At 44.7% G+C, this 25432-nt stretch carries 25 protein-coding genes; 13 read left to right on the top strand and 12 right to left on the bottom strand.

What is annotated here, in order from left to right:
* The 5 genes from R8N46_RS03030 (at position 1) to R8N46_RS03010 (ending at position 7822) form a co-directional block, all read left to right on the top strand.
* On the top strand, positions 1-2232 hold the full coding sequence (locus R8N46_RS03030) for a response regulator (RefSeq protein ID WP_005389023.1): 2232 nt from the start codon (positions 1-3) through the stop codon (positions 2230-2232).
* Positions 2207-3631 (top strand): TolC family protein, encoded by a 1425-nt coding sequence (locus tag R8N46_RS03025; RefSeq protein ID WP_318098135.1) that lies wholly within the window; start codon positions 2207-2209, stop codon positions 3629-3631. The genes R8N46_RS03030 and R8N46_RS03025 overlap by 26 nt, the downstream gene beginning before the upstream one ends.
* Positions 3621-5207 (top strand): ATP-binding cassette domain-containing protein, encoded by a 1587-nt coding sequence (locus R8N46_RS03020; RefSeq protein ID WP_005389021.1) that lies wholly within the window; start codon positions 3621-3623, stop codon positions 5205-5207. The genes R8N46_RS03025 and R8N46_RS03020 overlap by 11 nt, the downstream gene beginning before the upstream one ends.
* Positions 5204-7342 (top strand): ATP-binding cassette domain-containing protein, encoded by a 2139-nt coding sequence (locus tag R8N46_RS03015; protein ID WP_053350479.1) that lies wholly within the window; start codon positions 5204-5206, stop codon positions 7340-7342. Before R8N46_RS03020 ends, R8N46_RS03015 begins: the two co-directional genes overlap by 4 nt.
* A 105-nt stretch (positions 7343-7447) precedes the next feature.
* On the top strand, positions 7448-7822 hold the full coding sequence (locus tag R8N46_RS03010; protein ID WP_064369162.1) for a hypothetical protein: 375 nt from the start codon (positions 7448-7450) through the stop codon (positions 7820-7822).
* 26 nt (positions 7823-7848) lie between these two features.
* Here R8N46_RS03010 and R8N46_RS03005 read toward each other — a convergent pair whose 3' ends face one another.
* The 3 genes from R8N46_RS03005 to R8N46_RS02995 form a co-directional block, all read right to left on the bottom strand.
* Positions 7849-8739 carry an RNA polymerase sigma factor RpoD/SigA gene (locus R8N46_RS03005; protein ID WP_025768458.1) on the bottom strand — a complete coding sequence of 297 codons (891 nt, stop codon included), beginning with the start codon at positions 8737-8739 and terminating at the stop codon, positions 7849-7851.
* A gap of 333 nt (positions 8740-9072) precedes the next feature.
* On the bottom strand, positions 9073-10515 hold the full coding sequence (locus tag R8N46_RS03000) for a diguanylate cyclase domain-containing protein (protein ID WP_171345462.1): 1443 nt from the start codon (positions 10513-10515) through the stop codon (positions 9073-9075).
* A 248-nt stretch (positions 10516-10763) separates the two neighbouring features.
* Positions 10764-11051 (bottom strand): alternative ribosome-rescue factor A, encoded by a 288-nt coding sequence (locus R8N46_RS02995; RefSeq protein WP_171345463.1) that lies wholly within the window; start codon positions 11049-11051, stop codon positions 10764-10766.
* 365 nt (positions 11052-11416) lie between these two features.
* Between R8N46_RS02995 and R8N46_RS02990 the strand changes: the two genes are divergently transcribed.
* From R8N46_RS02990 to R8N46_RS02975, 4 genes are all read left to right on the top strand, one after another.
* Positions 11417-11626: a cold-shock protein gene (locus R8N46_RS02990; protein WP_005375625.1), complete on the top strand. Its 210-nt coding sequence runs from the start codon at positions 11417-11419 to the stop codon at positions 11624-11626.
* 89 nt (positions 11627-11715) lie between these two features.
* Positions 11716-12261, top strand: a complete 546-nt coding sequence (locus R8N46_RS02985; RefSeq protein ID WP_005375627.1) for a YaeQ family protein — start codon at positions 11716-11718, stop codon at positions 12259-12261.
* Complete coding sequence (locus R8N46_RS02980) at positions 12248-12790, top strand: hypothetical protein (RefSeq protein WP_005375629.1); 543 nt, start codon at positions 12248-12250, stop codon at positions 12788-12790. Before R8N46_RS02985 ends, R8N46_RS02980 begins: the two co-directional genes overlap by 14 nt.
* A 111-nt stretch (positions 12791-12901) precedes the next feature.
* A complete protein-coding gene (locus R8N46_RS02975) occupies positions 12902-13261 on the top strand; it encodes a glutaredoxin family protein (RefSeq protein ID WP_005375631.1) in 360 nt (119 codons plus the stop codon).
* 191 nt (positions 13262-13452) lie between these two features.
* On the opposite strand, the gene R8N46_RS02970 is transcribed toward R8N46_RS02975, so the two are convergent.
* Positions 13453-14079 carry an OmpA family protein gene (locus R8N46_RS02970; protein ID WP_025768460.1) on the bottom strand — a complete coding sequence of 209 codons (627 nt, stop codon included), beginning with the start codon at positions 14077-14079 and terminating at the stop codon, positions 13453-13455.
* Positions 14080-14361: 282 nt separating this feature from the next.
* Between R8N46_RS02970 and R8N46_RS02965 the strand changes: the two genes are divergently transcribed.
* Entirely contained in the window at positions 14362-14994 is a 633-nt protein-coding gene (locus R8N46_RS02965; RefSeq protein WP_005375635.1) for a thiol:disulfide interchange protein DsbA/DsbL, read from the top strand.
* A 13-nt stretch (positions 14995-15007) separates the two neighbouring features.
* The gene (locus tag R8N46_RS02960; RefSeq protein ID WP_171345464.1) at positions 15008-15481 is read left to right on the top strand and encodes an FKBP-type peptidyl-prolyl cis-trans isomerase; all 474 of its coding nucleotides are present in this window, start codon (positions 15008-15010) and stop codon (positions 15479-15481) included.
* Between the two features lie 82 nt (positions 15482-15563).
* On the opposite strand, the gene cyoE is transcribed toward R8N46_RS02960, so the two are convergent.
* The 4 genes from cyoE to R8N46_RS02940 are packed head-to-tail and all read right to left on the bottom strand — an operon-like array spanning position 15564 to position 18804.
* Positions 15564-16463, bottom strand: a complete 900-nt coding sequence (gene cyoE / locus R8N46_RS02955; protein WP_005385222.1) for a heme o synthase — start codon at positions 16461-16463, stop codon at positions 15564-15566.
* On the bottom strand, positions 16456-17475 hold the full coding sequence (locus tag R8N46_RS02950) for a COX15/CtaA family protein (RefSeq protein ID WP_033906821.1): 1020 nt from the start codon (positions 17473-17475) through the stop codon (positions 16456-16458). Before R8N46_RS02950 ends, cyoE begins: the two co-directional genes overlap by 8 nt.
* 11 nt (positions 17476-17486) lie before the next feature.
* Positions 17487-18023, bottom strand: coding sequence for a hypothetical protein (locus R8N46_RS02945; protein WP_033906820.1), 537 nt, complete (start codon positions 18021-18023; stop codon positions 17487-17489).
* Positions 18013-18804 (bottom strand): SURF1 family protein, encoded by a 792-nt coding sequence (locus tag R8N46_RS02940; protein WP_213972197.1) that lies wholly within the window; start codon positions 18802-18804, stop codon positions 18013-18015. The genes R8N46_RS02945 and R8N46_RS02940 overlap by 11 nt, the downstream gene beginning before the upstream one ends.
* On the opposite strand from R8N46_RS02940, the gene R8N46_RS02935 reads away from it, so the two are divergent.
* Complete coding sequence (locus R8N46_RS02935; protein WP_161440793.1) at positions 18803-19039, top strand: DUF2909 domain-containing protein; 237 nt, start codon at positions 18803-18805, stop codon at positions 19037-19039. The two genes, R8N46_RS02940 and R8N46_RS02935, sit on opposite strands and share 2 nt — an antisense overlap.
* A gap of 24 nt (positions 19040-19063) precedes the next feature.
* On the opposite strand, the gene R8N46_RS02930 is transcribed toward R8N46_RS02935, so the two are convergent.
* Genes R8N46_RS02930 through coxB form a run of 4 tightly spaced genes read right to left on the bottom strand, consistent with a single transcriptional unit; the run spans position 19064 to position 23351 of the window.
* A complete protein-coding gene (locus R8N46_RS02930; protein WP_182016673.1) occupies positions 19064-19948 on the bottom strand; it encodes a cytochrome c oxidase subunit 3 in 885 nt (294 codons plus the stop codon).
* Between the two features lie 51 nt (positions 19949-19999).
* The gene (locus tag R8N46_RS02925; RefSeq protein ID WP_005385211.1) at positions 20000-20539 is read right to left on the bottom strand and encodes a cytochrome c oxidase assembly protein; all 540 of its coding nucleotides are present in this window, start codon (positions 20537-20539) and stop codon (positions 20000-20002) included.
* A 20-nt stretch (positions 20540-20559) separates the two neighbouring features.
* The gene (gene ctaD, locus R8N46_RS02920) at positions 20560-22191 is read right to left on the bottom strand and encodes a cytochrome c oxidase subunit I (RefSeq protein WP_005375510.1); all 1632 of its coding nucleotides are present in this window, start codon (positions 22189-22191) and stop codon (positions 20560-20562) included.
* Positions 22188-23351, bottom strand: coding sequence for a cytochrome c oxidase subunit II (coxB, locus tag R8N46_RS02915; protein ID WP_171345465.1), 1164 nt, complete (start codon positions 23349-23351; stop codon positions 22188-22190). The genes ctaD and coxB overlap by 4 nt, the downstream gene beginning before the upstream one ends.
* Before the next feature lie 330 nt (positions 23352-23681).
* On the opposite strand from coxB, the gene R8N46_RS02910 reads away from it, so the two are divergent.
* A complete protein-coding gene (locus tag R8N46_RS02910; RefSeq protein ID WP_025768465.1) occupies positions 23682-25376 on the top strand; it encodes a phospho-sugar mutase in 1695 nt (564 codons plus the stop codon).
* Positions 25377-25432: the final 56 nt, after the last annotated feature.

The raw sequence follows: 25432 nt of genomic DNA, 5'->3' as shown, positions 1-25432 counted from the left end.
ATGAGTAGCAAACCTTCTTACAATATTTCCGTTCCTGTTATGCGCCTAAGCATCGCTTTCAGCTTGATGCTGGCTGCCCTCGCCTTTTATTTGTATATCTCTTGGGAAAAAGTGGATTCAGTCGAGAAAGTGCAAAACGCGCCTCTGTTGGTTCAAGCTCAACAGCTCAACCAAACTATCGAGTTTGATATTCAAACGCTTCAACGCTGTTTAAGCGCACGTTATTGCAGTACAACAGAGCTTGATTTTGAGGTTCTGAAAGACGAAATTGACCAATTTAAGTCGCTCGCGTCACTCAACAAAACCGAGTTTAGCTTGGTGGGCGCGACCGAATACACGCAGCTTGAACTGGCAATCAATCGCTTCTCAGACAGCCAAAAAACACGCGACGATGTGTTGGCACTGTACCTCTCGCTCACCAATAACTACCTACAAATGGACGACAACTACCGGACCATATTTAACAACCATGCGAGTGACCTAATGATGGAGAAAAACGAGTTCTTCATTTGGTTGTTTGTGGTCGTTGTCGTACTGGTTGGTATCGCAGTGCTATCGAACTTGGTGGCAATCCTTAAACTGAAAAAATCCAGCTCGAATGAGCGAGACATTGACCAAGAATTCGATGAGCTTTATCAAGAACTCAAACTACTGGATTTACAAAGGTTGGAAGAGTTGCTGAATGAAGTGAGCATCAATCCTAAGCAGCGTCAGATCTACTCACACCTAAAACTGATTTTCAGCAAACTCGAAGAGCAAAAACGCAATAACGATCTCTACAAGCAGCTCTATGCTCTGATTGGTTACGAGATTCGTGGCATCACCAACACCATTAACGGCGGCGTGCAATATCTCGTTCAAGAGACCGATGAGAGCGGAGTGTTGATGGCGCAAGATATAACCTCGGCTGCCAATACCCTGTCTGAATTGGCAGAGAACTACAACCGACTCATTTCACAAGGGACCGAGAGCAAATCGAAAGAGTTTTCACTGCTGAATGTACTGTCTGAATTGATGATTCACATCAGTTCAAAAGTGCAGCGAAATGAAGGTGAGCTAGACTGCTTTATCTCAGATAACTTACCAAACCGTGTTGAAGGACAATCCACCAGCTTATTCTGGGTGTTGTTCCTTCAGCTATCAAATGCCATCCAACTCAAAGCCGACAAGAAACTGTTTGTCACCATTGAATCAGGTGCGGCGTCAGACATTGAAAATACCCGCCTGACCATCAATCTAAACTTCTTAACCACGCTGGATGTGCCGCTTGCCAAGCTCAATACCCTACACTGGAGCGACCATAAACAGCACACTGCAACCAAAGACGATTTGGCGAAAAGCGTGTTGAAAGATTATGGCTATTACGAGAGCCATTGGTATCAATCGGGCAATCAGGAACGTTTTCAAATTCAGCTCGATTTGAAAGCCAAAAGCTTCCACACCGAGAAAACTCGCTTCGACAATAAGCGCCTATTACTGTGTGCCAACTCTCAGCTGCGCATTGATGTGATGAGCAAAATGTTAGTCAACTTGGGCTTAGAGATTACGCCAATTCGAACGCCGAACGAACTCTTCTCTGCGGCAAAAACCTTTGGCGAATACGATGCCATCATGCTGACCGACACGTTCGAGCCAAACAAGCTGCCCTCACTGAGCAAAACGGTGAAATCGCAACTGCGCAATCACCCGAACACCAAGTTGCTGCTCTCGGTCACTAGCACTCAGCAAGCGCAAGAGAGCCATACCTTTGTCGACAAGATTCTGAACTCCCCTGCGATTCCGTATGAGTTTATCCCCAATCTTTTAGCAATCATGGAAGCGGAAGCCTCAGAAGATCAGATGGAGAACAGCTCATTCCTGATTGTGGAAGATGACCGTGTTCAACAGATTCTACTCAAACGTATTTTGAGCAAGCAAGAATACGAAGCCGACACCGTTGGCGATGGCGCAGACGCTGTTCAGCACTTCATGAATCAGCGCTCGGACATCATTTTTATGGACTGCATCATGCCTGGCATGGGCGGTATTGAAGCAACCAAACGCATTCGACAATACGAACAAGAGAGCGGACAAAACCCTTGCACCATCATAGGCGCGACAGCATTGACCAGCAGTAATGAACACCAAGCTTGTATCGAAGCTGGAATGGATTACGTGATCAGCAAACCTTATAAAAACGACGAAATCATCAAGGTGATCAACAAGTATGTGGCGGTACAGAAACTTAACTAGCTGCGTATTGGCAGCGCTTACATTGAGCAACGCTCCTTCGGCAATGGCGACCACCTTGCTTGAGGCGGTCAAACTCGGCTTGGAAAACAATTTATCTCTGCGCGCTAGTGACAAAGGCGTGGAAGAAAACGAATACAACATCGACATTAGCCGTTCTAAGTTTCTACCCTCTTTAAACGGTGCTGCTGATACCACATGGAATGAAAACGAAACCATATTAACGGGAACACCGGATACACGTTCTAGCTACAACTCGAACAGCTACAGTGTGTCTTTATCCCAATCGGTGTTTAACCTTGGTGACATCTTTAAATACGGCACCGCGAAGCTTGATTTCAACATTGAAGAAATCAAACACGAGAACAAAATCCAGAGCACCATTTCTGAAATCGCGACGCAATATTTCGAATACCTCAAAAACAACGCGCAAATCAAAGCCACCCAAGTAGAACTTAAATCGTCTGAAACACGTGAGCGCCAAATGCGTCGCAACGTGGAACTTGGCAACACTGCGGCGAGCGAGTTGTATGAGGTAATTGCCCAGAAAGAAGGCATTGCCAATCGCTTAAGAACCTTAGAGAAAGACCGGCGCGTAATTTTGAACGGTTTAGAGATTCAAGTTCAATACCCAGTCACCCCATCACAGGACATCTACGAAAGCGTGCCCTTGGCGGAAATCAGCGAATCCGAACAACGTGAGATTCTTGAACAAGCTTTGAAGCTCAATAACGACTTATTGGTTGCGAAGAAAACCGTCGAGCGCAGCCGAAGAGGCTTGAAAGAAAGCGGTTCAAACTTTGTGCCGACCGTATCGCTCTCTGCCAGTTACCGTTACGACGATGCGAACAACTATGACCGAACCAACCCAACCGCAACAGGGGACAGTAACTCGACCAGCGTCGGGTTGAACTTGAATGTGCCAATTTTCTCCGGCGGTTCGGATTACTACGGTTATCAAAAATCGTCGACTGCCATCGAGCGAACCGAGCTGCTGTACCAAGATTCATTGTTCGCGACGCGCAATAGCGTTAACACCTCAGTACTCAACATTAATGACTTCTCCCGCGCCATCAGCAGTTACGAGAACATCATCCGTGCCAACTACGCTTCCTACAAAGGCATTCAACGCGCCTATCAGCTTGGTACGCGAACCATTACCGACTTACTGGCAGCGGAAAGTAAACTGTTCAGCGCGCTACGTGATTACGAGAGCGCGCGCTATGACTACATCATTGAATCGATCAATCTTGAGCAAATCAAAGGCATGCTATCGGTTCAATCTATCGAAAGCATCATGCAGTTGATGAGCGATATCGAAGGCAGAAGCAATCAAGACTTAGTTCCAAAACACCTTCTCTCTAAACCATCGATTAAGAAAGGAGGTCGCAATGCAAACTGAGCACTTTTCCCAAAAGATTAACTTTGCTGACAAGTGTTATCTGACTTTCTCAACGGTCATCTCAACACTGTTTGGTTTAGTGCTGCCCTTTTCGATTCTTATTATCTTTGACCGTGTTTTACCTAACCAAGCCAAAGACACGCTGTTTCTTCTGTTTGCCATCATCTTGATCACTATCTTCCTCGACTATCACTTAAAGAATCAGGAAGAGAAGATTTCGTCGGTGATCATGAAGCAGTTCGAAACTAACTTAACCAACAAGGTGTTTCAATCCATCTGTTTGGCTGAGATATCGAAGTTTCGTCGCCTAGAACCCGGTGAATACTTAGAGCGTATTGCCACCATTCCCGAGATTAAATCCTTCTTTGGCGGAGAATCTGTACGGGCATTGATCAACCTTGCCGTCAGCATACTGACCATTCTGATTATCGGTGTGATCAACATTTGGGCGGGAGTGACCATCTTGCTCGCCTCCATCATTTTGGCGGTGTTCGCACTGAGCCTATCTAAGCAGAAAATCAACAGCTTAGAAAACAAATCCGACATCGAAGGCTTAACTACTTCTAAAATCATCGAGATCATCTCTAGCCCACTCGATATCAAAGCGCGCAATATGGAATATCGCGTTGAGAGCTTGATGACACAAATGGTGGAAGAACGTGAAGTCGAGAACATCAAATACGAGCAAATTGAATCAAACTTCAACCTTATCTTGTCGCTCATACAACAGCTCTCCATCGCTTGTGTGGTGGTGGTTTTGGCAACGGCAGTTATCAACATGCAATCGAGCCAAGGCATCATGGCTGCCATCATCATGCTTACCAACCGCTACTTCGCGCCATACCAGCAAGTAATGCGCACGGTGAGTCGATGGGAGTTGAACAAGCTTCATATTCAACGTATCGCCGAGCTGCTTGAGCTTGCTGCATCTATAGAACAACAAAACGACACGACGGAAGTCGAGCGCATCTCGGTGAAGTATTCGGAAAAACAACGCATTGAGTTTGAACGCGGTCAGGCTTACTTGCTGACGGGGAAAAGCGGCGCAGGTAAAACCCACCTCGCCAATTGCATTACGCGGCAAAACACCGACAGCAAGCTCGATATCCAAATCAACGAGACACCGCTCGATGACGTCAACTACAACGTCTGGCGTAATAGCGTGCTCATGGTCGACAAAACCAGTTCGTTCGTCGAAGGCACCATCATCGACAACTTGACTTGTTTCCGCCCGAGCTTAAATAACACGGCATTTGCGCTTTGCGAAACCATGAACATCAAGGCACAAATCGATGCCCTTCCCGCTGGTTTTTACACCGAGCTTAAAGGACATTTACGCAACCCATTCTCGCGCCAAGTCGCTTATGCCTTGTTGTTAGTGCGTGCCTTACTCGCGAACAAACGTGTGTTGATCTTCGACGACATCGACTGTGTTTATGATGACGACTTTGCTCGATTGGTTTTGACCAGCACCGCCTATCGCGCCAACGACAAAATCCTCATCATCGTCAGCAACAAGATGGACAAACTCAATCATCGCCTCAAACGCGTCAAACTTACCGGAGGTGACCAATGAGTATTTTGGTTGATTTTAATAATGTCCCTCAGCGCTTGTTGGACTTTGAGGCTCGCAGTTATGACGAGCGATACAATGAGTCACCTTTGATTCGTGGTTTAGCTTACACCCTCATAGCGCTTGAATGGGAAGGCACACCTTCTATCCTCAGCGACGCTTTTATCCCTAAACCAAAAGACAGCGACAGTTTTATCGCTACGATTGAACGCCTTGGTTACCGTTGTGACGTCACCAAACTAAAAACGTTGGAGCACATCGAGGGGCATCCTCATCCTTGTTTTATCGAGATAGAAAACCTCACTGCGATTTTCTTGGGCACTAAAGACGGCAAACTGATCCTGTTTGATTACACAAATAACAACACCATTGAATACCCGCTCTGCAAGAAGCCGTGCTTGTTGGTCTCGATCAGCGAATACTCCCGCTTATTCCGAGAACCGCCACCTGAATCTCAAGACCGCAGTAACTGGATTAAATACGCGTTTTATCGCTACAACAATGAACTCAAAAGCCTGATTATTCTCAGCTTCGTGGTCAGCATTCTCGGCGCACTCCAGCCCTTTTTTATTATGAGTGTGTACAACTTCGCCTTAACCTCTAGCTCGCAAGCCACGCTTTATTGGCTCACGTTATTTGCTGTGATTGTTGGGTTCTCGGAATACTTTTTCAAGAAAATGCGGGTCAACATCATCGCCACATCAGGAAAGGATTTGGCGGTGCATATTTCTCAAAACGTAATATCCAAACTGTTGTGGCTTCCTTATTCGATGACATCTACCGCTGGTGTCTCTTCTCAGTTAGCACGATTGAAGGACATCGACACTTTCCGCCGTTTGGTAACCGCAGAGTCAACATTAAGCTACTTCGACATGCCGTTTGTTATCGTATTCATTATTGCCATTGCTCTTATGTCTGGTACCGCAGCGCTAGTCGTTATGGCGGGGTTGATTCTAATGTTGGTGTTCTGTGTTTATTCTCGTTACATCTACTCGCAAGCCACGTCCAAGAGCTCTCGCGCCAACGCCATGGTTTCTTACCAATGGAATGAGATTCTTCGTGGTATAAAAACCATCCAAGGCTTGCCATTATTGCGTGTTATCCAGTCCCGCTTTAGCGCATCGCATTTACAAAGCACCAACGATGCAGAACATGTTTCAGTGACTAATAGCAGGGTTCAGGCAGCAGGCGGGAGTTTGATTCAGGTTATTGGTACCGCAAGTATCGTCGCGGCCGTTATCGGCGTGATGGACGGCACCTCCGATGCAGGTGCAATGCTTGCTACCGTAATTTTAGTCTGGAAGGCGTTGGGGCCTATTATGGGCATCTACAACTCTATTTCTAAGTTCCAATCCATTAAGGCGTCTTCTGCGCAAATCAACAACCTTATGGCGATGAATGACGATAAGCTAACGTTAGAGAAAAGCCCCCCTATTCGCCTATTTCAAGGTAGTATCGTCGGCTCTGGTGTGAGCCATCGTTATAGTGGTGCGGCAACAGGCTTAACTAATCTTGGTTTTAAAATTCCACCGGGCGCAAAAGTTGTGATTTGTGGACCAACAGGTTGCGGTAAAACGACGCTCATTTCTATTATCGCTGGGCTAGAGGAACGCTATCAAGGCTCAGTTTCGGTGGACGGTTATAACATCAAACAATTCAACAGTTACCGCTATCGAACCTCGATTAACTACATCCCGTTTAACCTGCATATTTTTGAAGGCTCCTTGGAGACTAACTTCATCTTGCATAATGGGTTAATCCCAACAGAAAAAATGCGTGAAATGGTGAGTTTCTTTGAGCTCGATACATGGTTGCCACAAGGCCTGGACACTCAATTGAGCGTTGATATCTGTAAAAGTTTACCAAATGGTATTCAACAAAGACTGCGGCTCGCATTAGGGCTAGGTAACTGCGAACAATCTTTGATTATCATTGACGAGCCATTTAATGGTGCTGAGCAAGAAAACTCGCACTACTTCAAGCGGTTATTCAGCGACAAACTACTCAATAAGACCGTTATTTTCTCAACGAATGATCCGGGCATGATCTCTACATCCAATATGAGCTTAGTCTTGGAGCCAGATGGCAACTTGAAGTATTTCGGGTTAACCGATAAGTACTTAAAAAGTCTAAGTTAAGTTCGGAATGTGGTGTGGTTCATCATTCATAATTGAGCACGGTCATTGACAAAAATGTAAACGATGAGACTATTTACTCTGTAAGCGCGTACACTAAGGAATCCGATGTATACATTTGTTGCAGACAAATTGGATGTGGTTTATTTATCAACAATACCAGAAAACTACCATTTACAAGACTTCGACGTGCCTGAAGAAGAACTCGAAATTCGTGAAATTGTAGAGGTATGGTATGAGTGTGCGTTTCTTCCTGACTTTAACCTTCAACACATCGACATCGAAAACAAAACCGCATTGGTCGAGACACAAGCGCGAGTCGTAAACAACTACACAAGTACGCTCGCTTTTTTACTCAAAAGTCGTACTTATCGCGCAGCACTTAACCGATTATTGAGTGTATGGAGATTGGAGGCAGCAGCTAAAGCACAGCTTGAGCTGCTGTTACTTACGGAAGAACAGAGTAGCAAGCCAGTAAATTAATCGGCTAGGATAAGGGGCTAAAAATCTTAAACCCAACCATCGAATCGGAGACGTTTCTGCACGCGTTCAACCGCCTCTATCTGCATCTGACGAACACGCTCGTTAGACACGTTTAATAACAGGCCTATTTCCGACAAGGTTTTCACTCTCTGGTCAAATAATCCGAATCGATGGATCAAGACTTTCTGCAACTTAATTGGCAAAGTTTTAATAATATTTTCAATAGCTTGAGTAAAGCACTGGTTTTCACAGTCTTGTTGTGGATCTGGCGTATACTCACTTTCACACAGTTCAAGAACAAATGGAACGCGATGTAGGTCCGCAGTGGTCGATACATCAATAAAGCCACTAAGCGCAACAAGTTCATCTATACGCTCTGCTTTCACCCCTGAGCAGCGTGAGAGTTCAGAAATAGACAACTCCTTGCTCTCACTTTTTGACGCATCGAGCTTTTTTAAAGCCAGACTATTTATCTCTTTGCACACATGAGCAGGTAAACGTACCGTTCGGCCATTGTTCATTAATGCCGCTTCTATATTCTCGCGAATCCACCATACCGCATAAGTAGAAAAACGGTAGCCTGGCTCAGGATCGAACTTATCGACCGCTTTTATCAAACCAATATTACCTTCTTCTATTAAATCGAGCAGAGTAAAGTTATTGCCTGGCCGTTTGAGGTAGCCTTTTGCGATTTTCACAACAAGTCGAAGATTAGACTCAATCAACATTTCGCGCGCTTCTTCATCACCAGCTCGATTAAGTTTGGCGTAATGCAACTCCTCTTCACGAGACAACAAATCAATGCCCACAATATCTTTGAGATAGTGAGCATAAGGGTCTTTCCCAACTGACAACGATTCTTTCATTGACAGTTCATCCGTGACAGCTCGGAACCTAGCAAAGCATTCGTTGTTCATTCCCCGTCCTTCTCAAGCCAACTTATTTCTTATCTTCTTTAATTGTTTTTGTACAACACTGTATGCATCATGCTTTATATGCATTACTTTACACTGAGTGTAGACAGGGGTTCTGATCTTTACCAAGAAATCGCTTATCACTTTGAAACAATTACTGCTTCTATGATAAAAACGTGAGCAGGTGGGGGGTTATATATATGAAAGTGCAAGTATTTGTACGCAAATTGGCCTCAAAGAAAACAACGCAACGTGATCGTCAACGCTTACCACGTTACTCTGACTAAAACTTTGAGGCTTGAGGATGGTTTGAAGCATCAGTTGAATTAGCGAGATCTAATTCACTTGACGAAGCGCAGGTTGAAGCTGACAGTCTGTTATAACTTGGAAAACTGCACGATTCTTTCCTTCAGACTTACCTTGATACATCAACTCGTCAGCATCTTGCAAGCTCACGATGTGGGTAAACTCAGGATAGTAAGCACAGCCCAAACTGATACTCAAATGAATTGCTTGTCCGCCCAGTATAACAGGCTGATCGTAAACGGCTTTACAAAGCATATTGGCAAAATTGAGCGCTTCTCGCTCTGACAGAGAAGACGTAACGAGTGCGAACTCTTCTCCTCCAATTCTCGCCAATGTCATTCGGTCATCAGTCATCGACTTAGCGGCTTCTGCGATGGCAACTATTGCTCGGTCTCCAGCAAGGTGGCCATATCGATCATTGATTGATTTAAAATCATCAATATCAAACACCATCACCGTTAAGTTTCGCTTCAAATGATTCAGTAGCGCCAATTGCTCAATCAGGTGTCTACGGTTGTATAGCTTTGTGAGAGAATCCGTCAACGTCATCTCCAGCAATTGCTGATTGGCAATCGTTAATTGCCTTGTCCGAAGAGCAACCATACGTTTGAGGGCAAAAATATGATAAAGCGTTGCAATCGCCATAATGAAAATAGCAATAGGGAAAAGATAAAGTGGATAAACCGTTTTCACCACACTCCAACGGGTAAGGATCCGCTCACGATCCGTATCAATGACTTTTTCAAACGCTCTTGATACCTCTAAAATGGAAGTTGCACTATGCATTCCTTTAGCAATCCGAAGATCTTTACTATACAAGCTAATTGTCGGGACAAACATACCCGCTCCCGGCGTGGTTGCCATATAAAAGTTAGCAACTTGCAGGTCTGCAACAAAGTACAGCACCTTTTTATCGACGGCTGCTTGTATCATCGAATCATTGTTAATGTACTCTGCAATAGGTGCATTTGGATAATTCGTCTGAACAAACTCAGACTCGTAACTTCCTTTAACAACGCCAATTGGCAGCGTCATTTCGCCAGTTAAAACACTCCTGATATCAACCGAAAGTACATCTTTATTTACGTACAGTTTGGTTTGGATAGGCATTATGACTGCGCCAAAGTCCATATACTTCGCTCTTTCGGGCGAGTAGACAAGTCCTCCGTGAAAGTCAGCCTTACCCTCTTTTACGGCTTGTAAAGAAGCATCCCAATCCAAAAGGAGAAACTGAACGTCGATTTGGTTGTTCGCCGCGTACTCTTTCCAAAAGTCGATTAAAATACCTTTAGGTTCACCATCTGGGCTAAGGTAAGAGAACGGCTTCCACGCTTTGGAGTTAGCAACAATTAAAGAATGAGACTCTGATTTGTGCGCATGCGCCATCGGACAAATGGACAGCCACACTAGTAATAAAGAAGCACACGCTTTTTTACATTTGCAACCATAAGTACCATAACTCGTTGATGACATACCTACTTCTCACCAGTCTTTTTAAACCATAATCTCGGCTGTTTGATTAGACTAAAGATATAGTAGAGTTGCATAAGACAGGAAGTGACGCTTATTGATATGAATCTAACTTAGTAAGTTTTAGTACTTAATTGGTACTTTCAACGCCTGGTTCGCTGAAGCAGTTGAAGCAGTTGAAGCAGTTGAAGCAGTTGAAGCAGTTGAAGCAGTTGAAGCAGTTGAAGCAGTACATGATAAATTAGGAAAACTTATCTGGTACTAAAAAATTGACTATCATCAGTTTTGCAAACACCTAGTACCAATAAAAAAGCCCTATTCAAAATCCACCTTGGGGAGAACTTTGAATAGGGCTCTTTGCCTCTATGCTTCATTTTACGGCTGAAGCTACCTTTACCTTTTTTCGCTTTAACGACTCGTGTTTGGAACAGCTGACTGGTAACAACCGCTTTTAGCGCGTTGTCTTTGATTTCACCTCTGCCGAAGTCGGTCTCATGTTGTGAGCCACTCGGTTGAGGACTGATTTTACGCTTTGCCATAAATCCTCCTTAATGGTCGAACCAGATTGGACAATAATTATATAAATAAGTCAAATTTATAGATTTAGTTGAATTTTATGCTAAAAAACTTCACATCACCGTCATTTATTTGAAATTTAATCAAAAACATGCTGGTTAAATAGTGACTAAATACAAATATTTGTCCATAAAGCACTAATATATGTTGACTCTTCGTGGAATTAACCTAGACTCAAACACGGCTAGAAAGAAAGTTCTTTGTTTTCACATTTCGTTGGATTACTTGTAACCCGTCGTCCTGTGGTACGCAATAGCAATTTATTTTTCCACGCTATAAGCGCCGTTGAGGCGAAAGATTACATTATTTAGATATTTAGGAAATAGACATGTCTAACACAGCTACTGGCACAGTTAAGTGGTTCAACGAAACTAAAGGCTTCGGTTTCATTCAACAAGAAAACGGTCCTGACGTATTTGCTCACTTCTCTGCAATCACTGGTGACGGCTTCCGTACTCTAGTTGAAGGCCAGAAAGTAGAATTTGTTATCTCTCAAGGTCAAAAAGGCCCTCAAGCAGAGCAAATCAAAGTACTTTAATTCTTAAAGAATTTGATACGATAGCCAGCTTTTAAAGCTGGCTATTTTTTTGCCTAAAACTTATTTTGCCAACAAAACGATATAAATCTATGGCTCTTAAACCAACCATTTACAAATTTCGTATCGCCATTTCCGATATGAATAATGACTATTACGATTCTAAAAATCTAACTATCGCCCTCCACCCTTCTGAAAAGCCGCAACGAATGTTGGCTCGCATTCTAGCTTACTGTTTAAATGCTCAAAGCAATCTGGAGTTTACAAAAGGACTCTCTACGATTGAAGAGCCTGATTTATGGCATGTTGGCGATGATCAAAGCATTACTCACTGGATTGAAATTGGCGAACCAGAACCAGACAGAATTAAGAAAGCTTCTCGCCTCGCAAAGCATGTAAAAGTTTACACTTATAACACCAAAGCGGCTGTCTGGTGGGACAAAATGTCAGGAAAGTTCTCAATGCTTCCCGTCAACGTAGAGAGCTTTGACTATGACGCTATCGACTTGATTTGTCAGCACCTTGACCGAGGTACTAGCCTTTCTGTTATGATTACTGGCAGCTCAATTTTTGTTGATATCAATGATCAACATATCGAAGTAACGGTGAAGGAACTAAAAAACCATGACGTCTCTTAGTGAACTGAGTCAAGAGATGGGATTTGAAGAAATCCCCTTTGTTAAAGAACATAAAGCAGCAAAGCGACGTTGGTTAAAAGAACAGTCACAACTATTTACAAAAGTTTGTGAGAACAAACCCACAACAGCACCTACTCTTCACCTGCTTGGCCTTTTGACCAAATCACATATTGAAGCAAGTGCTAACTACGAGCAACATGCTCACTCTACCCAGCGTATGCAGCAAGTTCTGACTGACTCCTTGGGTAATGAGCACGCGGATAAGTTTACTAACCAATCTGCTGAAGACCTAATCTTAGTCACCCACCTTTGGTTATACACGCAAGGCTATTTAAATATGGATTTCAGCTTGGCGCACGATCATGCCGAGCAGACTCAAAATACATTGCAGCATGAGCTTGTCATAAAACGCATGGACGTTGATGCATTCAGAACCGAACTCATGCAAAGTTTTTATCAAGGTAAAGAAGCCCGTCCGGCTTCAGCAAGTGGCTTTTGGGGTTGGTTTAAACGTCTATTTTCCGCATAAAATACATGGTTTTATCCATTTCAAACAACTGATAGACTTCACGTTCAGTGCAACAAGCATCATGATTGCATTCTTAAAGGACAATTACCCAATGAACATCAAGGGATCATTATGAAGTTTATCCGTTGGATTTTAGGCAAGGTTATCTTATTGCTGAACGCGGTGTTCTCACCTCGTGGTATTAAGCGCACCGCAGAAGAACAGCAACGTATTGATGAAAAAGCGAAACAATACGCACTTTACCAATTTGAAGCCTGCCCTTTTTGCGTAAAGGTCCGCCGTGCAATGAAGCGTCAATCGGTGAACATTGAGCTACGTGATGCAAAAAATAACCCGACTCATCGAGCTGAACTAGAGCAAGGTGGTGGGCGAGTTAAAGTCCCTTGTCTTCGTATCGAAAAAGATGGCGAGACACAGTGGTTATACGAGTCATCTGACATCGTCGCTTACGTTGAAAAAGAATTTGCCTAAGTTCCCCCTATGAACATTGGCGGATGTAAAAGAGGCACCTAACGGTGCCTCTTTTCTATTTTTTCTAGCTAAATGTTGCCGTGCGAGCTTTCCTTATTCAGTCTTCTTGCTCAACTCCGAACTTAAACTCCACTAAGCAAATAACGGGTATGCGAGAACAACACAACGAAGATTACCGCCTAACGTCTGCGTTATTCATCCACGATCAATGTTAGCTCTACGCGCCGATTGCAAGCTTTACCACTCGCTGTCGCATTGCTGCACTTCGGTACATACTCTCCGAAGCCTCTAGAAAACACTCGTTGACGTGGAATACTCGTCGCCAATAGTTGTTTTTCTACTTCACGAGCTCGCTTTTCAGATAGCGTGTCATTGAAGCTTTCAGCTCCCGTGCTATCCGCATGACCATCAATCACGACATCAACATCAGTTCTTCCAGCCAGATAGTGACCAATGTTTCGAATCCAGTCTTGAGATTGAGCAGATAACCGTGCAGAACCCGTTTGAAAATGCACTTGCTCTTTCAAACGTATCATCAGGTGACCACCACTGAGCGTCTCGTGAGGAATGTTATGCCTGCTCAGGAACATTTCCAGAGAGGTCACGTTTTGCGACTTTTTTACTGACGCCCTCGCCGTTTGATATGAACGAGGGGAAGAAGCCACATTGGATGCGCTCGGGTATCCCCACTCTGGGTGTCTCAGCTCAGTGTTTGATTTAGGAGCTGTATCTAAAATGTTCCCACCAGGGACCATATCTTGATCGAGGCTGCTGCACCCGGCCAGAATGCCACAAACAATTAAAAACCAATGCTTCATACCATTACCAACGTAGAAAAACTCTTGTTCATTGTGTCGACAAAACACGCCGAATCTTTAGCGCTTTTGTCCACCGATTGGTTTGTCTATGCAGCGTTCATGCCACTGGAGTCAATGCAAAATCATCTCTCAAATAAAAAGCAACACTAAAATACCCTACCCTTACAGCCCATACGTCAGGCAAAGTCTGTTACCAATGGTCTCACTTTATTGTTATTTAATGGTTTTAGTCACTATCGTTAACCGATAAACTAACGCAAATTTCTCATTTAGAGCACTACTATGTTAAAAACCATATCGAAAGGCTTTGCTGTTGTTGTTGCCGTAATGGCTTTGTCGGCATGCGATAGCGGCAAGAGTCAGCCTCAGCAAGGCAAACAATACGAAGTTTTGCCAGTATCCCTTGAAGAATATGATTTAGCTCCCCTGACTGAAGCATTCTCTTTAACTTGTGGCCACTGCCGCTCAATGGAAGAGTTTGTCCCTCAAATTGAATCATTGACCGATCAAAGCGTTGAAAAAATGCATGTAACGTTCAATGAAAGTGCACAAGTGAGCGCCATCATCTTCTATACTGCCGTAATGCAGCTTGAATCAACACCAGATAAAGCGTTTATGGCAGATCTTTTTACTGCTGTGCAAATGGGTGCCGATGCAACGGCTGAGGAACGCCAAATCGCTGTTGAGAAAGCCTTTGAGTCTCGCAACCTTATCAGCCCTTACCATTTAGATGAAGCACAACAAAAAACGCTGTTTGAGTACATCACTAAGGCAGAAGCGATCACGACTCGCGGCCAAATTAACTCCGTTCCAGCCTTTATCGTAAACGGAAAATATCAAGTGATTACTGGTGGTCATGATAGCGTTGAAGCCATGGCAGAAACCATCAACTTTTTGCTAAAACAACCTAAATAGACAAGGAGATTACGTGTCTAAATTTTTGTTTCCTTTTATTATTTTTATTTTGGCGGGCTTTTTCATTTACCGTACTTGGACAAACCATAAAGTAGCAGATGAAAACTTTGCCAAAGGCCAAGCATTCTTACTAGAAAATGCGAAAAAAGAAGGCGTCATCACAACAGAAAGTGGCCTTCAATACATGGTTCTTGAAAAAGGCGAAGGTGAGGTTCACCCAACGGCAACAAGTAAAGTAAAAGTACACTACCACGGCACCTTGATTGATGGCACGGTATTCGATAGCTCTGTTAATCGTGGTGAGCCGATTTCATTTGGTCTTAACCAAGTCATTAAAGGCTGGCAAGAAGGTCTACAATACATGGTAGAAGGTGAGAAAATCCGCCTTTTCGTACCAAGCACGCTTGGCTATGGTAAGAGTGGCTCTGGCCCAATTCCACCAGCAAGTGTTTTGATCTTTGATGTTGAACTGCTAGAAATTCAATAAATCTAGAAAGCTTTATCTTAAAGCCAAAGTATCAAAACCAAAAACGCCGCGAACCACGCGGCGTTTTCTGTTTTAAGAGAGGTTAAAAACCAATATAGTGATCCGAAAGCAATGCAATGAACAACGCCAAAAGATGATATATAGAGAATTTAAACGTCTCCATCGCGGTATTTGGCTCTGGTGCATATTTTAGCTTCCATGCATGGTACATAAAGCCAGCATTGAGTAGTAGCGAGGCAAAAAGATACACCACGCCGACCATACCAACCAAAACCGGTAGGACACAAACCAAAGTCAATAGCACCGTATACAACAGAATAGAAGTTTTGGTGTACTCAATGCCGTGTGTCACTGGCAGCATGGGAATATCTACCTTGCGGTAATCCTCGACACGATGAATAGCCAGAGCCCAAAAATGTGGTGGCGTCCAGATAAAAATGATCATCACGAGCAGCCAAGCATTCGCATGTAATTGCCCTGTTACAGCAGTCCAACCGAGAAGAGGCGGCATCGCACCGGCAATCCCTGCAATGACGATATTTTGGGGCGTAGCACGTTTGAGGTACATTGTGTATACCATCGCATAGCCGAGCAAACTCATCAAAGTCAACCATGCCGTCAGCGGGTTGACCATCGCATAGAGAAGTACAAACCCTAAGACACCTAAAACTGTAGCGAAGGCTATCACCGATGATGGTTTAGTCTCACCCGATGGCAATGGTCGTTTGTGTGTACGTGCCATTCTCGCATCAATTCGGCGGTCAATTAGATGATTAAACGCTGCCGCAGACCCTGCCATCAGACCAATCCCCGTTAGGCCAACTACCGCCTGCAACCAGGGGAAATCATCAACCGGGGCTAAGCTCATCCCTACTACTGCCGTCACCAACATTAACGCCACCACTTTAGGTTTCGTTAACTTCAAATAAACTGAACTTAGTCGCTTTCGCCCATTTAACGACAGCGCGATTTCTTTACTCATAGCGAACTCCTTTCGCGGTGTAATTCCAAGCCGTTTTACCCTGCCACAAGTAAAACTGGCTAACACAAACGAGACTCAACATAACAGCGGCACCAAGGTTGTGCGCCACCGCGACATAGATAGGAAGTTGAAATACTACGTTGCTTACACCCAGCATAATTTGGCACACCAGAGTGAATAACAACCACCCTCCGATTCTCTGTGAATGATGAGAATCTTGCCTCATAAGCCCAATACTATAAGCCAATACCACGGTGGCGGTAACAATAGCACCTATACGATGAGTGACGTGTATAGTCATTCTTGCCGGATACTCCAAGACACCAAATTCATAATTCTCGAATCCAGTTTGCCAGAAAGAAAACGCTTCTTTCCATGAGAGATGGCTCATCCAGTCTCCCTCACAAATCGGCAGTGTGGTACACATCAGCGCAGCATAATTTGACGAAGTCCATCCTCCAAGGAGCACTTGCACCAAAACAACCAGGAAAACCAACAATGAAAAGCCTCTCAGAGAGCTAGAAGATGGAGAGAAATAGAGATTGTTTTGCGCTTTTAATTGGCAGTAAAAAATCGCCTGTAACGCCAATAAAACAAAACCACCGAGCAAGTGAAGCATCACGATGACGGGCATTAATTTAAGAGTAACTGTCCACATTCCCAAAAGTGCCTGCCCAATCACCAATACGCTGAGCAACATCGGAATGGTTGAATTTACACGCTCAGACCTTATTGATATCGCTGCCATCGCAAAAATGACTAAACCTAACGTTCCTGCAAAATAGCGATGAATCATCTCAAGCCATGCTTTCTCATGCTCTACTGCCCGCTCGGGGAAGTTCAGGTTAGCACGTATGACGTCTTCTTCTTGATGCGGCACAGAAAAGTGCCCATAACAACCAGGCCAGTCCGGGCAACCTAACCCTGCATCTGAAAGGCGAGTATATGCCCCTAGCATGATCACCACGAGAGTTAGGAGCAAACTGAATCTAACCAACTGAATTAATTTCATATGCACTTCCTCTAACCGACTCGTGACAGTTTTAAGAGCTTGCGTAAGTCCGCCAACATACCTTTATTCATTAGGACTAAGTCCTCATTTGGTTTCGGCGAGTAAGACATCACCAGTTGCCCAAGAGGATCAACGATCAACATTTGCCCAGGTTTCACTTTAGCGGTAACCAATTCATTCATTTGCATCGCTAACATCGATACTTCCATGGGATCTGAATGCTCAGTCTGCCAAACGACTGGCACTACTCGCTCTTGATACTTACCTAAAGCAACATGGCTTTGCTGAAGCAGGTAAAGCTGCTGTTTACACTGTTCAGTGCATTCGTTAGGCAATACATAAGCGAGTTGCCAACCATGGTCTTTGAGAGGTGACTCTTGACCAAGCTGCTCTAACGTCGTGTATGGTTCGACTAACTCGCCTCTATTGGTCACTCCGCTTTGATACCACCCTTGTGTGAGAATGACTTTTGCAATGACAGCGGGAAGCGCGAACGTACAAACCAGCGCAATCAACATTAGTCGTCCTTTGGTTACTTTAGATGTCATGCTTCACCTCCATGTGACGCAACTTTTTTTGCCAACGAACAAAAACAATTAAAGTCAGTAATAAGAAAACACCTGCCATCGAAAACCATTGAATCGAATAGCCGAAATGTTTGGCACTATTGAGTGGCAATGGATTCCAAGGAAAGTCATAGGGCCAACGAGTTAAATTGTCTGGCTGCAAGACTGCGGGCATAAGTTCAATATTCAGTAGCTGATTCAATTGCGCGATGTTTAGGTTTTGCACGCGAATAACATCGCCAACTTCCGGCATTAACTCTGAGCTCAGTGGATTAGTAGATTTTCGGTACAGGCGTCCTGTGATGAAAATCGAATTATCGAGTTTGGTGACCGTTGGTAACACTGAGCGTTCTGCTCTTCCCTCGACAAAACCAAGCTCCAATAACGCATAGGCACTAGGCTCATCGCTCGTCAATACAATCTGAAATGCTAAATATCCCACACTGCCTTGATGCGTTTGGTTGTCTAACAAAATTACGGGAAACGCCTGAGGAACAACATTAACTTCCACTTTTTTCCCGAGGATACTTTCCTCTCGCCAGTCGTTGTCTTCAAGAACGACGCTTAGTGCTCGGTACGCACTATCCGCACGCGCGAGAATGGCTTGTTCCAATGCTTGTTTTTCTTGCCCTCTCTCAAACTGCCAAAAACCCAGTTTGACCAAAAGAGAAAACACAACCACAGTTAAACCAACTGCAACCCAAAACCGTTTCGATAGCCATAATTGTCTTGATAACAACAATGATGAAACCGGAGGTGCCATGTCCACCGTATTTCTATTCAAACTGACGCTTGTCCTTTTGCTGCTTTTCATTATCTTCAACCTCGCAAAAGCGCTTATCGAAATGGTTCGTGAAGACCCAGATAATCCTAAAAAAAGAGACAAACCCATGAGTCATTACTTAGGCCGTCGAGTCATGTTCTCCGCTTTGGTGGTCGTCCTTTTGCTTATTGCGCTCAGCTCGGGTTGGCTAGCACCAAACCCTCGCCCTTATTAGTCGAACCAAGAGTTCACACTGCGCCTAAAGTACGTAAACAAACACAAACAGACATAACCAAACCACATCCACGAAATGCCAATACCAGCTGCCCGCTTGAAAGGCAAAATGGTTCTTTGGCGAAAAGTGATCTTTAGCGATTCTGAACAGCAGCACGATCAAGAAGATAGCCCCAAGACAAACGTGTAAACCGTGGAACCCCGTCAACATGAAGAACGTGTTACCGTAAATACCGGACTGCAACGTGAGCCCTATGTCTTGATAAGCATGAACATACTCAACCGCTTGGTAATATAGGAAAAAGCCAGCAAGTACGATGGTTATCTCTAACCAAACAATCAGTGCCGTTCTTTTGTCTTGTTCAAGGCTTATATGCGCCATATGTAGCGTAATAGACGACAATAGCAGCAAGATAGTGTTGGTAAGGGGTATGCCCTGCCACGGCATAGCTTGTGTTGTTTCTCCTCCCGGCGTCAGTGTGAGTGGCCACATCGCTTCGAAGGTTGGCCACAGGACTTCGTTAGTCATGAAGTTATTATCTGCCCCACCTAACCAAGGCACAGAAATCATTCTGGCGTAGAACAAGGCACCAAAAAAGGCACCAAAAAACATCACTTCAGAAAAGATAAACCAGCTCATTCCTTGGCGAAAAGAACGAGTAATTTGCGAGCTGTATTTTCCACTCAGTGATTCAGTAATCACATTACTAAACCAACCAGCCAACATGTAAAGCAAGAACAAGAAGCCCACCGCTAGCACAATGCCACCAATGGTTCCCACTGCACCGTCACTTTGTGTCCCCTGGACGGTCATGCCTGCGCCAACAGCAACCAAAAACAGAGCAAATGCACCGATGATCGGCCAGCTACTTTGAGCGGGAACATAATATGTTCCTGGCTTGTTACTCATAATTTCTCTCCTTACTGACCAACCTTGGTCTGTATCTCTCTCCCTGAGTGGCTAAGAGCCTGTAGGAGGGGGAAGTTTATAGAGTGTGTAAGACAGCGTTAACGTGTGTATAGACTCCGGCAAGTCCGGTTCGATATAAAAAATCAACGGCATTTGAGCTTGCTGTTTACCATCCAGAGGCTGCTGGTTAAAGCAAAAACACTCAATCTTATTGAAGTAAGCAGCTCCAGTCCCGGGAGAAACAGAAGGAACGGCTTGCCCCACCAACTTCTGCCCGCTTTCATTAAATGCAAGGTATTCGGTTTGTACGACTTCACCTGGGTGAACATCCATCGAAATCACTTTGGGTCTAAACTCCCAAGGCATATCTGGGCTGACATGCGCCATAAACTCCACGCGAACAGTTCTGCTCATGTCCGGTTGCATACCTGTCGGTTGAATGGCGGCTACTTCACTTGTCTTTCCATTGATTCCCAGTGCGTCGCACATCACGTCATAAAGTGGGACCAGTGCATAGCCGAAGCCAAACATTAACAGGGTCGCCAAAAGCAACTTCACGGTGAGCTTCTTGTTTGATGGATTCGGTTTCATGTCACTCACCCCACTCTTTGCTAGTCAATCTTAGGCGGTGTAGTAAACGTATGATGCGGCGCAGGGCTTGGCACTGTCCACTCTAAGCCTTCCGCACGTTCCCACGGTTTTGCAGAAGCCTTCTCCCCGCCACGAATACACTTGATCACCAACCATAAGAAGATCAGTTGTGACAACCCAAATGCAAACCCACCAATTGATACTATTTGATTAACATCAGCAAACTGAATGGCGTAATCCGGTATGCGCCTTGGCATGCCTGCTAAGCCTAGGAAGTGCATTGGGAAAAACAGGACATTGACGGAAATAATTGAGCACCAGAAATGCCATAAACTCAGCTTGTGGTCGTACATATTGCCCGTCCACTTAGGTAGCCAGTAGTATGCTGCTGCCATGATCGAGAATACCGCACCAGATACCAACACATAATGGAAATGGGCAACCACGAAGTAAGTGTCATGATATTGGAAATCCGCCGGCACAATCGCCAACATCAGTCCCGAGAAGCCGCCAATAGTAAAAAGCACAATAAAGGCAATGGCAAACAACATTGGCGTTTCAAATGTCAGAGCTCCACGCCACATGGTGGCAACCCAGTTAAAGACTTTAACCCCCGTTGGTACCGCAATCAGCATAGTGCAATACATGAAGAAGAGCTCAGCAAAAACTGGCATCCCCGTGGTAAACATGTGGTGCGCCCACACAAGGAAAGATAACAATGCAATGCTGCACGTCGCGTAAACCATCGAATGATAACCAAACAGCTTCTTACCACTGAAAGCAGGCAGAATGGCGGAGATGATTCCAAACGACGGTAAAATCATGATGTACACTTCTGGGTGACCAAAGAACCAAAAGATGTGTTGGAACATTACCGGGTCACCACCACCAGCTGCGTCAAAGAAGCTAGTCCCGAAATATTTGTCAGTAAGAACCATGGTCACTGCACCCGCTAGTACCGGCATAACCGCGATCAACAAGAAAGCGGTAATTAACCAAGTCCAAACAAACATTGGTAACTTGAACCAAGTCATTCCCGGAGCTCGCATATTTACGATCGTCACGATAACGTTGATCGCGCCCATAATGGAGCTGATACCCATGATATGAACAGAGAATACAAACAGCGCAGTGCTATCCGGGCCATAAGTCGTGGACAGCGGAGCATAAAACGTCCAACCAAAATCAGGACCGCCGCCAGGTAAAAACAACGAGCTCAACAAGATGAGAAATGCAAAAGGTAAGATCCAAAAGCTCAAGTTGTTCATGCGCGGCAGCGCCATATCTGGAGCGCCGATCATCATCGGAATCATCCAGTTAGCAAGACCAGTAAATGCTGGCATCACCGCACCAAATACCATCACTAAACCGTGTACCGTGGTCATTTGATTAAAAAACTGCGGATCGACTAGCTGTAGCCCTGGCTGGAACAGTTCGGCACGAATGATCATTGCCATCGCACCACCTGTTAGAAACATCGCAAAGCTAAACCAAAGGTAGAGGGTGCCTATGTCTTTATGACTTGTAGAATACAACCAACGAGTGATGCCCTGGGGGGCATGATGCTCGTGACCATCATCAATCGCAATGGTACTGTTCGCACTGGCTTCTGCTGGCGCAGACTTCACTGCCTTATCTATTGGCTTACTCATATTTCCTCCTTAGCACTGCCTTGTGCCTTAAAGGCATTCACATCGGATGCTTGCACTGTATCGCCAGTATCGTTGCCCCATGCATTTCGTTGATATGTGATAACCGCGCCAATTTCTTTGTCACTTAACTGATTAGAAAAAGCCTGCATTGCGGTGCCCGGGCGACCGTTGACAATAATATCTATGTGCTCTGTAACATCTCCGGTTGCAATAGGACTGCCTTTAATCGCGGGAAATGCACCCGGAATCCCCTCACCATTTGCCTGATGACACACAGCGCAACGCGCCGTGTATATCGATTCGCCTTGCGCCATCAATTCGTCCATAGATAAGTCTTGAGAGAGCGCTTCTTGTGCCGCCGCTTTTTGAAGCGCGAGTTCTTCCTTCTTACTCGCTAGCCATTCATCGAACTTTTCTTCTTCCATCGCATGCACCACCACTGGCATAAATCCGTGTGCACGACCACATAGCTCCGCACACTGACCGCGATATACGCCTGGCTCATCAATTCTTGTCCATGCTTCATTGATAAAACCTGGAATGGTGTCTTTCTTGACGGCAAAGTCTGGTACCCACCAAGAGTGAATGACATCATCAGAAGTCATCAAAAAACGCACTTTGCGATTCACAGGCAACACCAAAGGGTTGTCTACTTCCAGTAAGTAATGTGCGCCTTTAGCTTCGATTCCATCAATTTGTTTTTGGCTGGTGGCAAGCAAACTAAAAAACTCAACATCTTCGCCAAAATAGCTGTAATGCCATTTCCATTGCGAGCCTGTGATCTTGACCGTGATATCCGATTGGCTTGTGTCTTCCATTGCGACTAAAGTTTTCGTTGCGGGAATCGCCATAGCGACAAGAATGATGATGGGTATGACCGTCCAAATAATTTCCACTTTTGTACTTTCATGGAAATGTGCGGCAACTGCTCCTTTTGACTTGCGATGACGGAAGATGGAATAGAACATCACACCAAAAACAATCAAAGCAATTACACAGCAGATATAGAAAATCAGCATATGTAATTCATACACTTGCCCACTTATCTCTGTGACCCCTTTTGTCATGTTGTAGTCATTTTCCTTTGACCAACCAAAAGAGGAAAATGTGATTAAAATCACATTCAGTGATAAGGCTAGAGTAGTCGTTAATCTTTTCAAAAGATCTCTCCTCTGCTCAGCCGCTACGCCTACGCGAGCTTCCTTGCGTCCCGATGCAAATATCGAACAACTTTACGAAAAATCACAAAAACTACGATTTCGACACGGTTTGTTATATTTATGTTAAAAGGCTAGTTATAGTTCCAAGGTTCTTCAAGAAATTAAATATGATTAAATTTTGTTCGGATAAGAAAAATTAATTCGGTTTATCGATTGCCCTCTTTGAAATGTAATTGAGAACCATTTACATTGATTTAAAAGAAAACATTGAGATACTTACCAAACGAAGTGTCCAAGAAAGTAGGCTCCACCTACTAAGGAATGACTGATATGACAGCACTAATTACTCAATGGCTAGAACGAGACCCTGATCCTAAGACTCGTGAAGAGCTACAACACCTCGTCGATACGAACAATGAACAAGAACTTACTGATCGCTTTGGCTCACGCCTTGCCTTTGGTACTGCAGGCTTACGTGGAAAAGTGGGCGCAGGTCCAAACCGAATGAACCGCTTGGTGATTCAAGAGACCGCCACTGGTTTAGGGAACTATTTGCTTGAGCAAGTCAAAGATGCCGCGAGTCGTGGTGTCGTTATTGGCTACGATGGTCGTCCCGATTCAAAACAATTCGCGCATGATACCGCATCCGTACTGACGGCCCTTGGTATCAAGGTTTACCTAACGTATGACGTTGCAGCAACCCCAATTGTCGCGTTTGGTGTCCGTACATTGAATGCGGCGGCCGCTGTTGTTGTTACTGCCAGCCACAATCCACCAGAATACAATGGCTTTAAAGTATATTGGGAAAATGGCGCACAGATTATTCCTCCGCACGACTCTGGAATCGCAGCGAAAATTGATGACGCAACAACGAAGCCATTACCTTTAATGTCTCTCGATGATGCAAAACAGCACGGTTTGTTAGTTTGGTTGGAAGACGACTACTACCAAACTTACCGTAAGACAATGAATGAAAACGCGCTGCTTACTCCTGACAACAATACCGATATATCTATTGCTTACACCGCAATGCATGGCGTTGGCGCGAATATGGCGGAAACGCTACTTGCCGACGCAGGCTTCCAAAAAGTGGCAAGTGTTAAGGAACAGCGCGAACCTGATGGAAGCTTCCCAACCGTCAACTTCCCAAACCCTGAAGAAGCCGGTGCAATGGATATGGTGATGGCATTAGGTAAGTCCGTAGATGCCGATATCGCTTGCGCGAACGATCCAGATGCGGACCGTTTTGCCGTGGCAGTTAAACGCCCAGATGGCGAGTATCAAATGCTAACAGGTGATCAGGTGGGCTCACTGTTTGGCGATTACTTGCTGGAACAGCAACCTAACGCTTTGGTTGGCAACACCATCGTATCCTCAAGAATGCTGAGCAGCATCGCTAAGGCGCATGGCGCACAATACTATCAAACATTAACTGGCTTTAAATGGCTTACTAACGTTGCCATGGAACAAGAGACAGAAACCAACCCATTCTTGTTTGCTTATGAGGAAGCGCTCGGTTATACCGTGGGTAACAAGGTGTGGGATAAAGATGGTTTATCTGCAATCGTCGCGTTTTCACAGCTAACAGGCAAGCTTAAAGCGCAAGGCAAAACACTGTGGGATAAACTGGAAGAGCTGTACCGCGAGCACGGTTTCTACTTCAACGCACAACGCAGCATCGCTCTCGACCCGAACTCTCCACCAATCGGCGACAAACTCCGAGCCAATCCACCAACAGAGATTGCTGGTAAAAAAGTTGCAGTAACCGAAGATCTTAAAACATCGGTTCGCATGTTTGACGACGGCTCTGAAGAATCCATTGACTTACCAGCAAGTGACGTATTGATTTATCACCTAGAAGATCAATCTCGCGTGATTGTTCGTCCTTCTGGTACTGAGCCAAAACTAAAATGTTACTACGAAGTCATCAACCTCTTCCCTGCGGATATGAGCTATGAACAAGCACAGCAAGCAGCAGAAGCGAAGATGAACGAACTTATCGACGCGCACCAGCAAAGTTTGTAAGTCAAAGAGAAACATAGATATTTGATACAACAAGAGGCGCAAATTCGCGCCTCTTT

Source organism: Vibrio sp. 1874 (assembly GCF_033344395.1).
In the GTDB taxonomy this organism is placed as follows: Bacteria; Pseudomonadota; Gammaproteobacteria; order Enterobacterales; family Vibrionaceae; genus Vibrio; species Vibrio alginolyticus.
The sequence above is the reverse complement of the archived record's forward strand: the minus strand, read 5'-3'. Positions and strand labels throughout refer to the sequence as shown.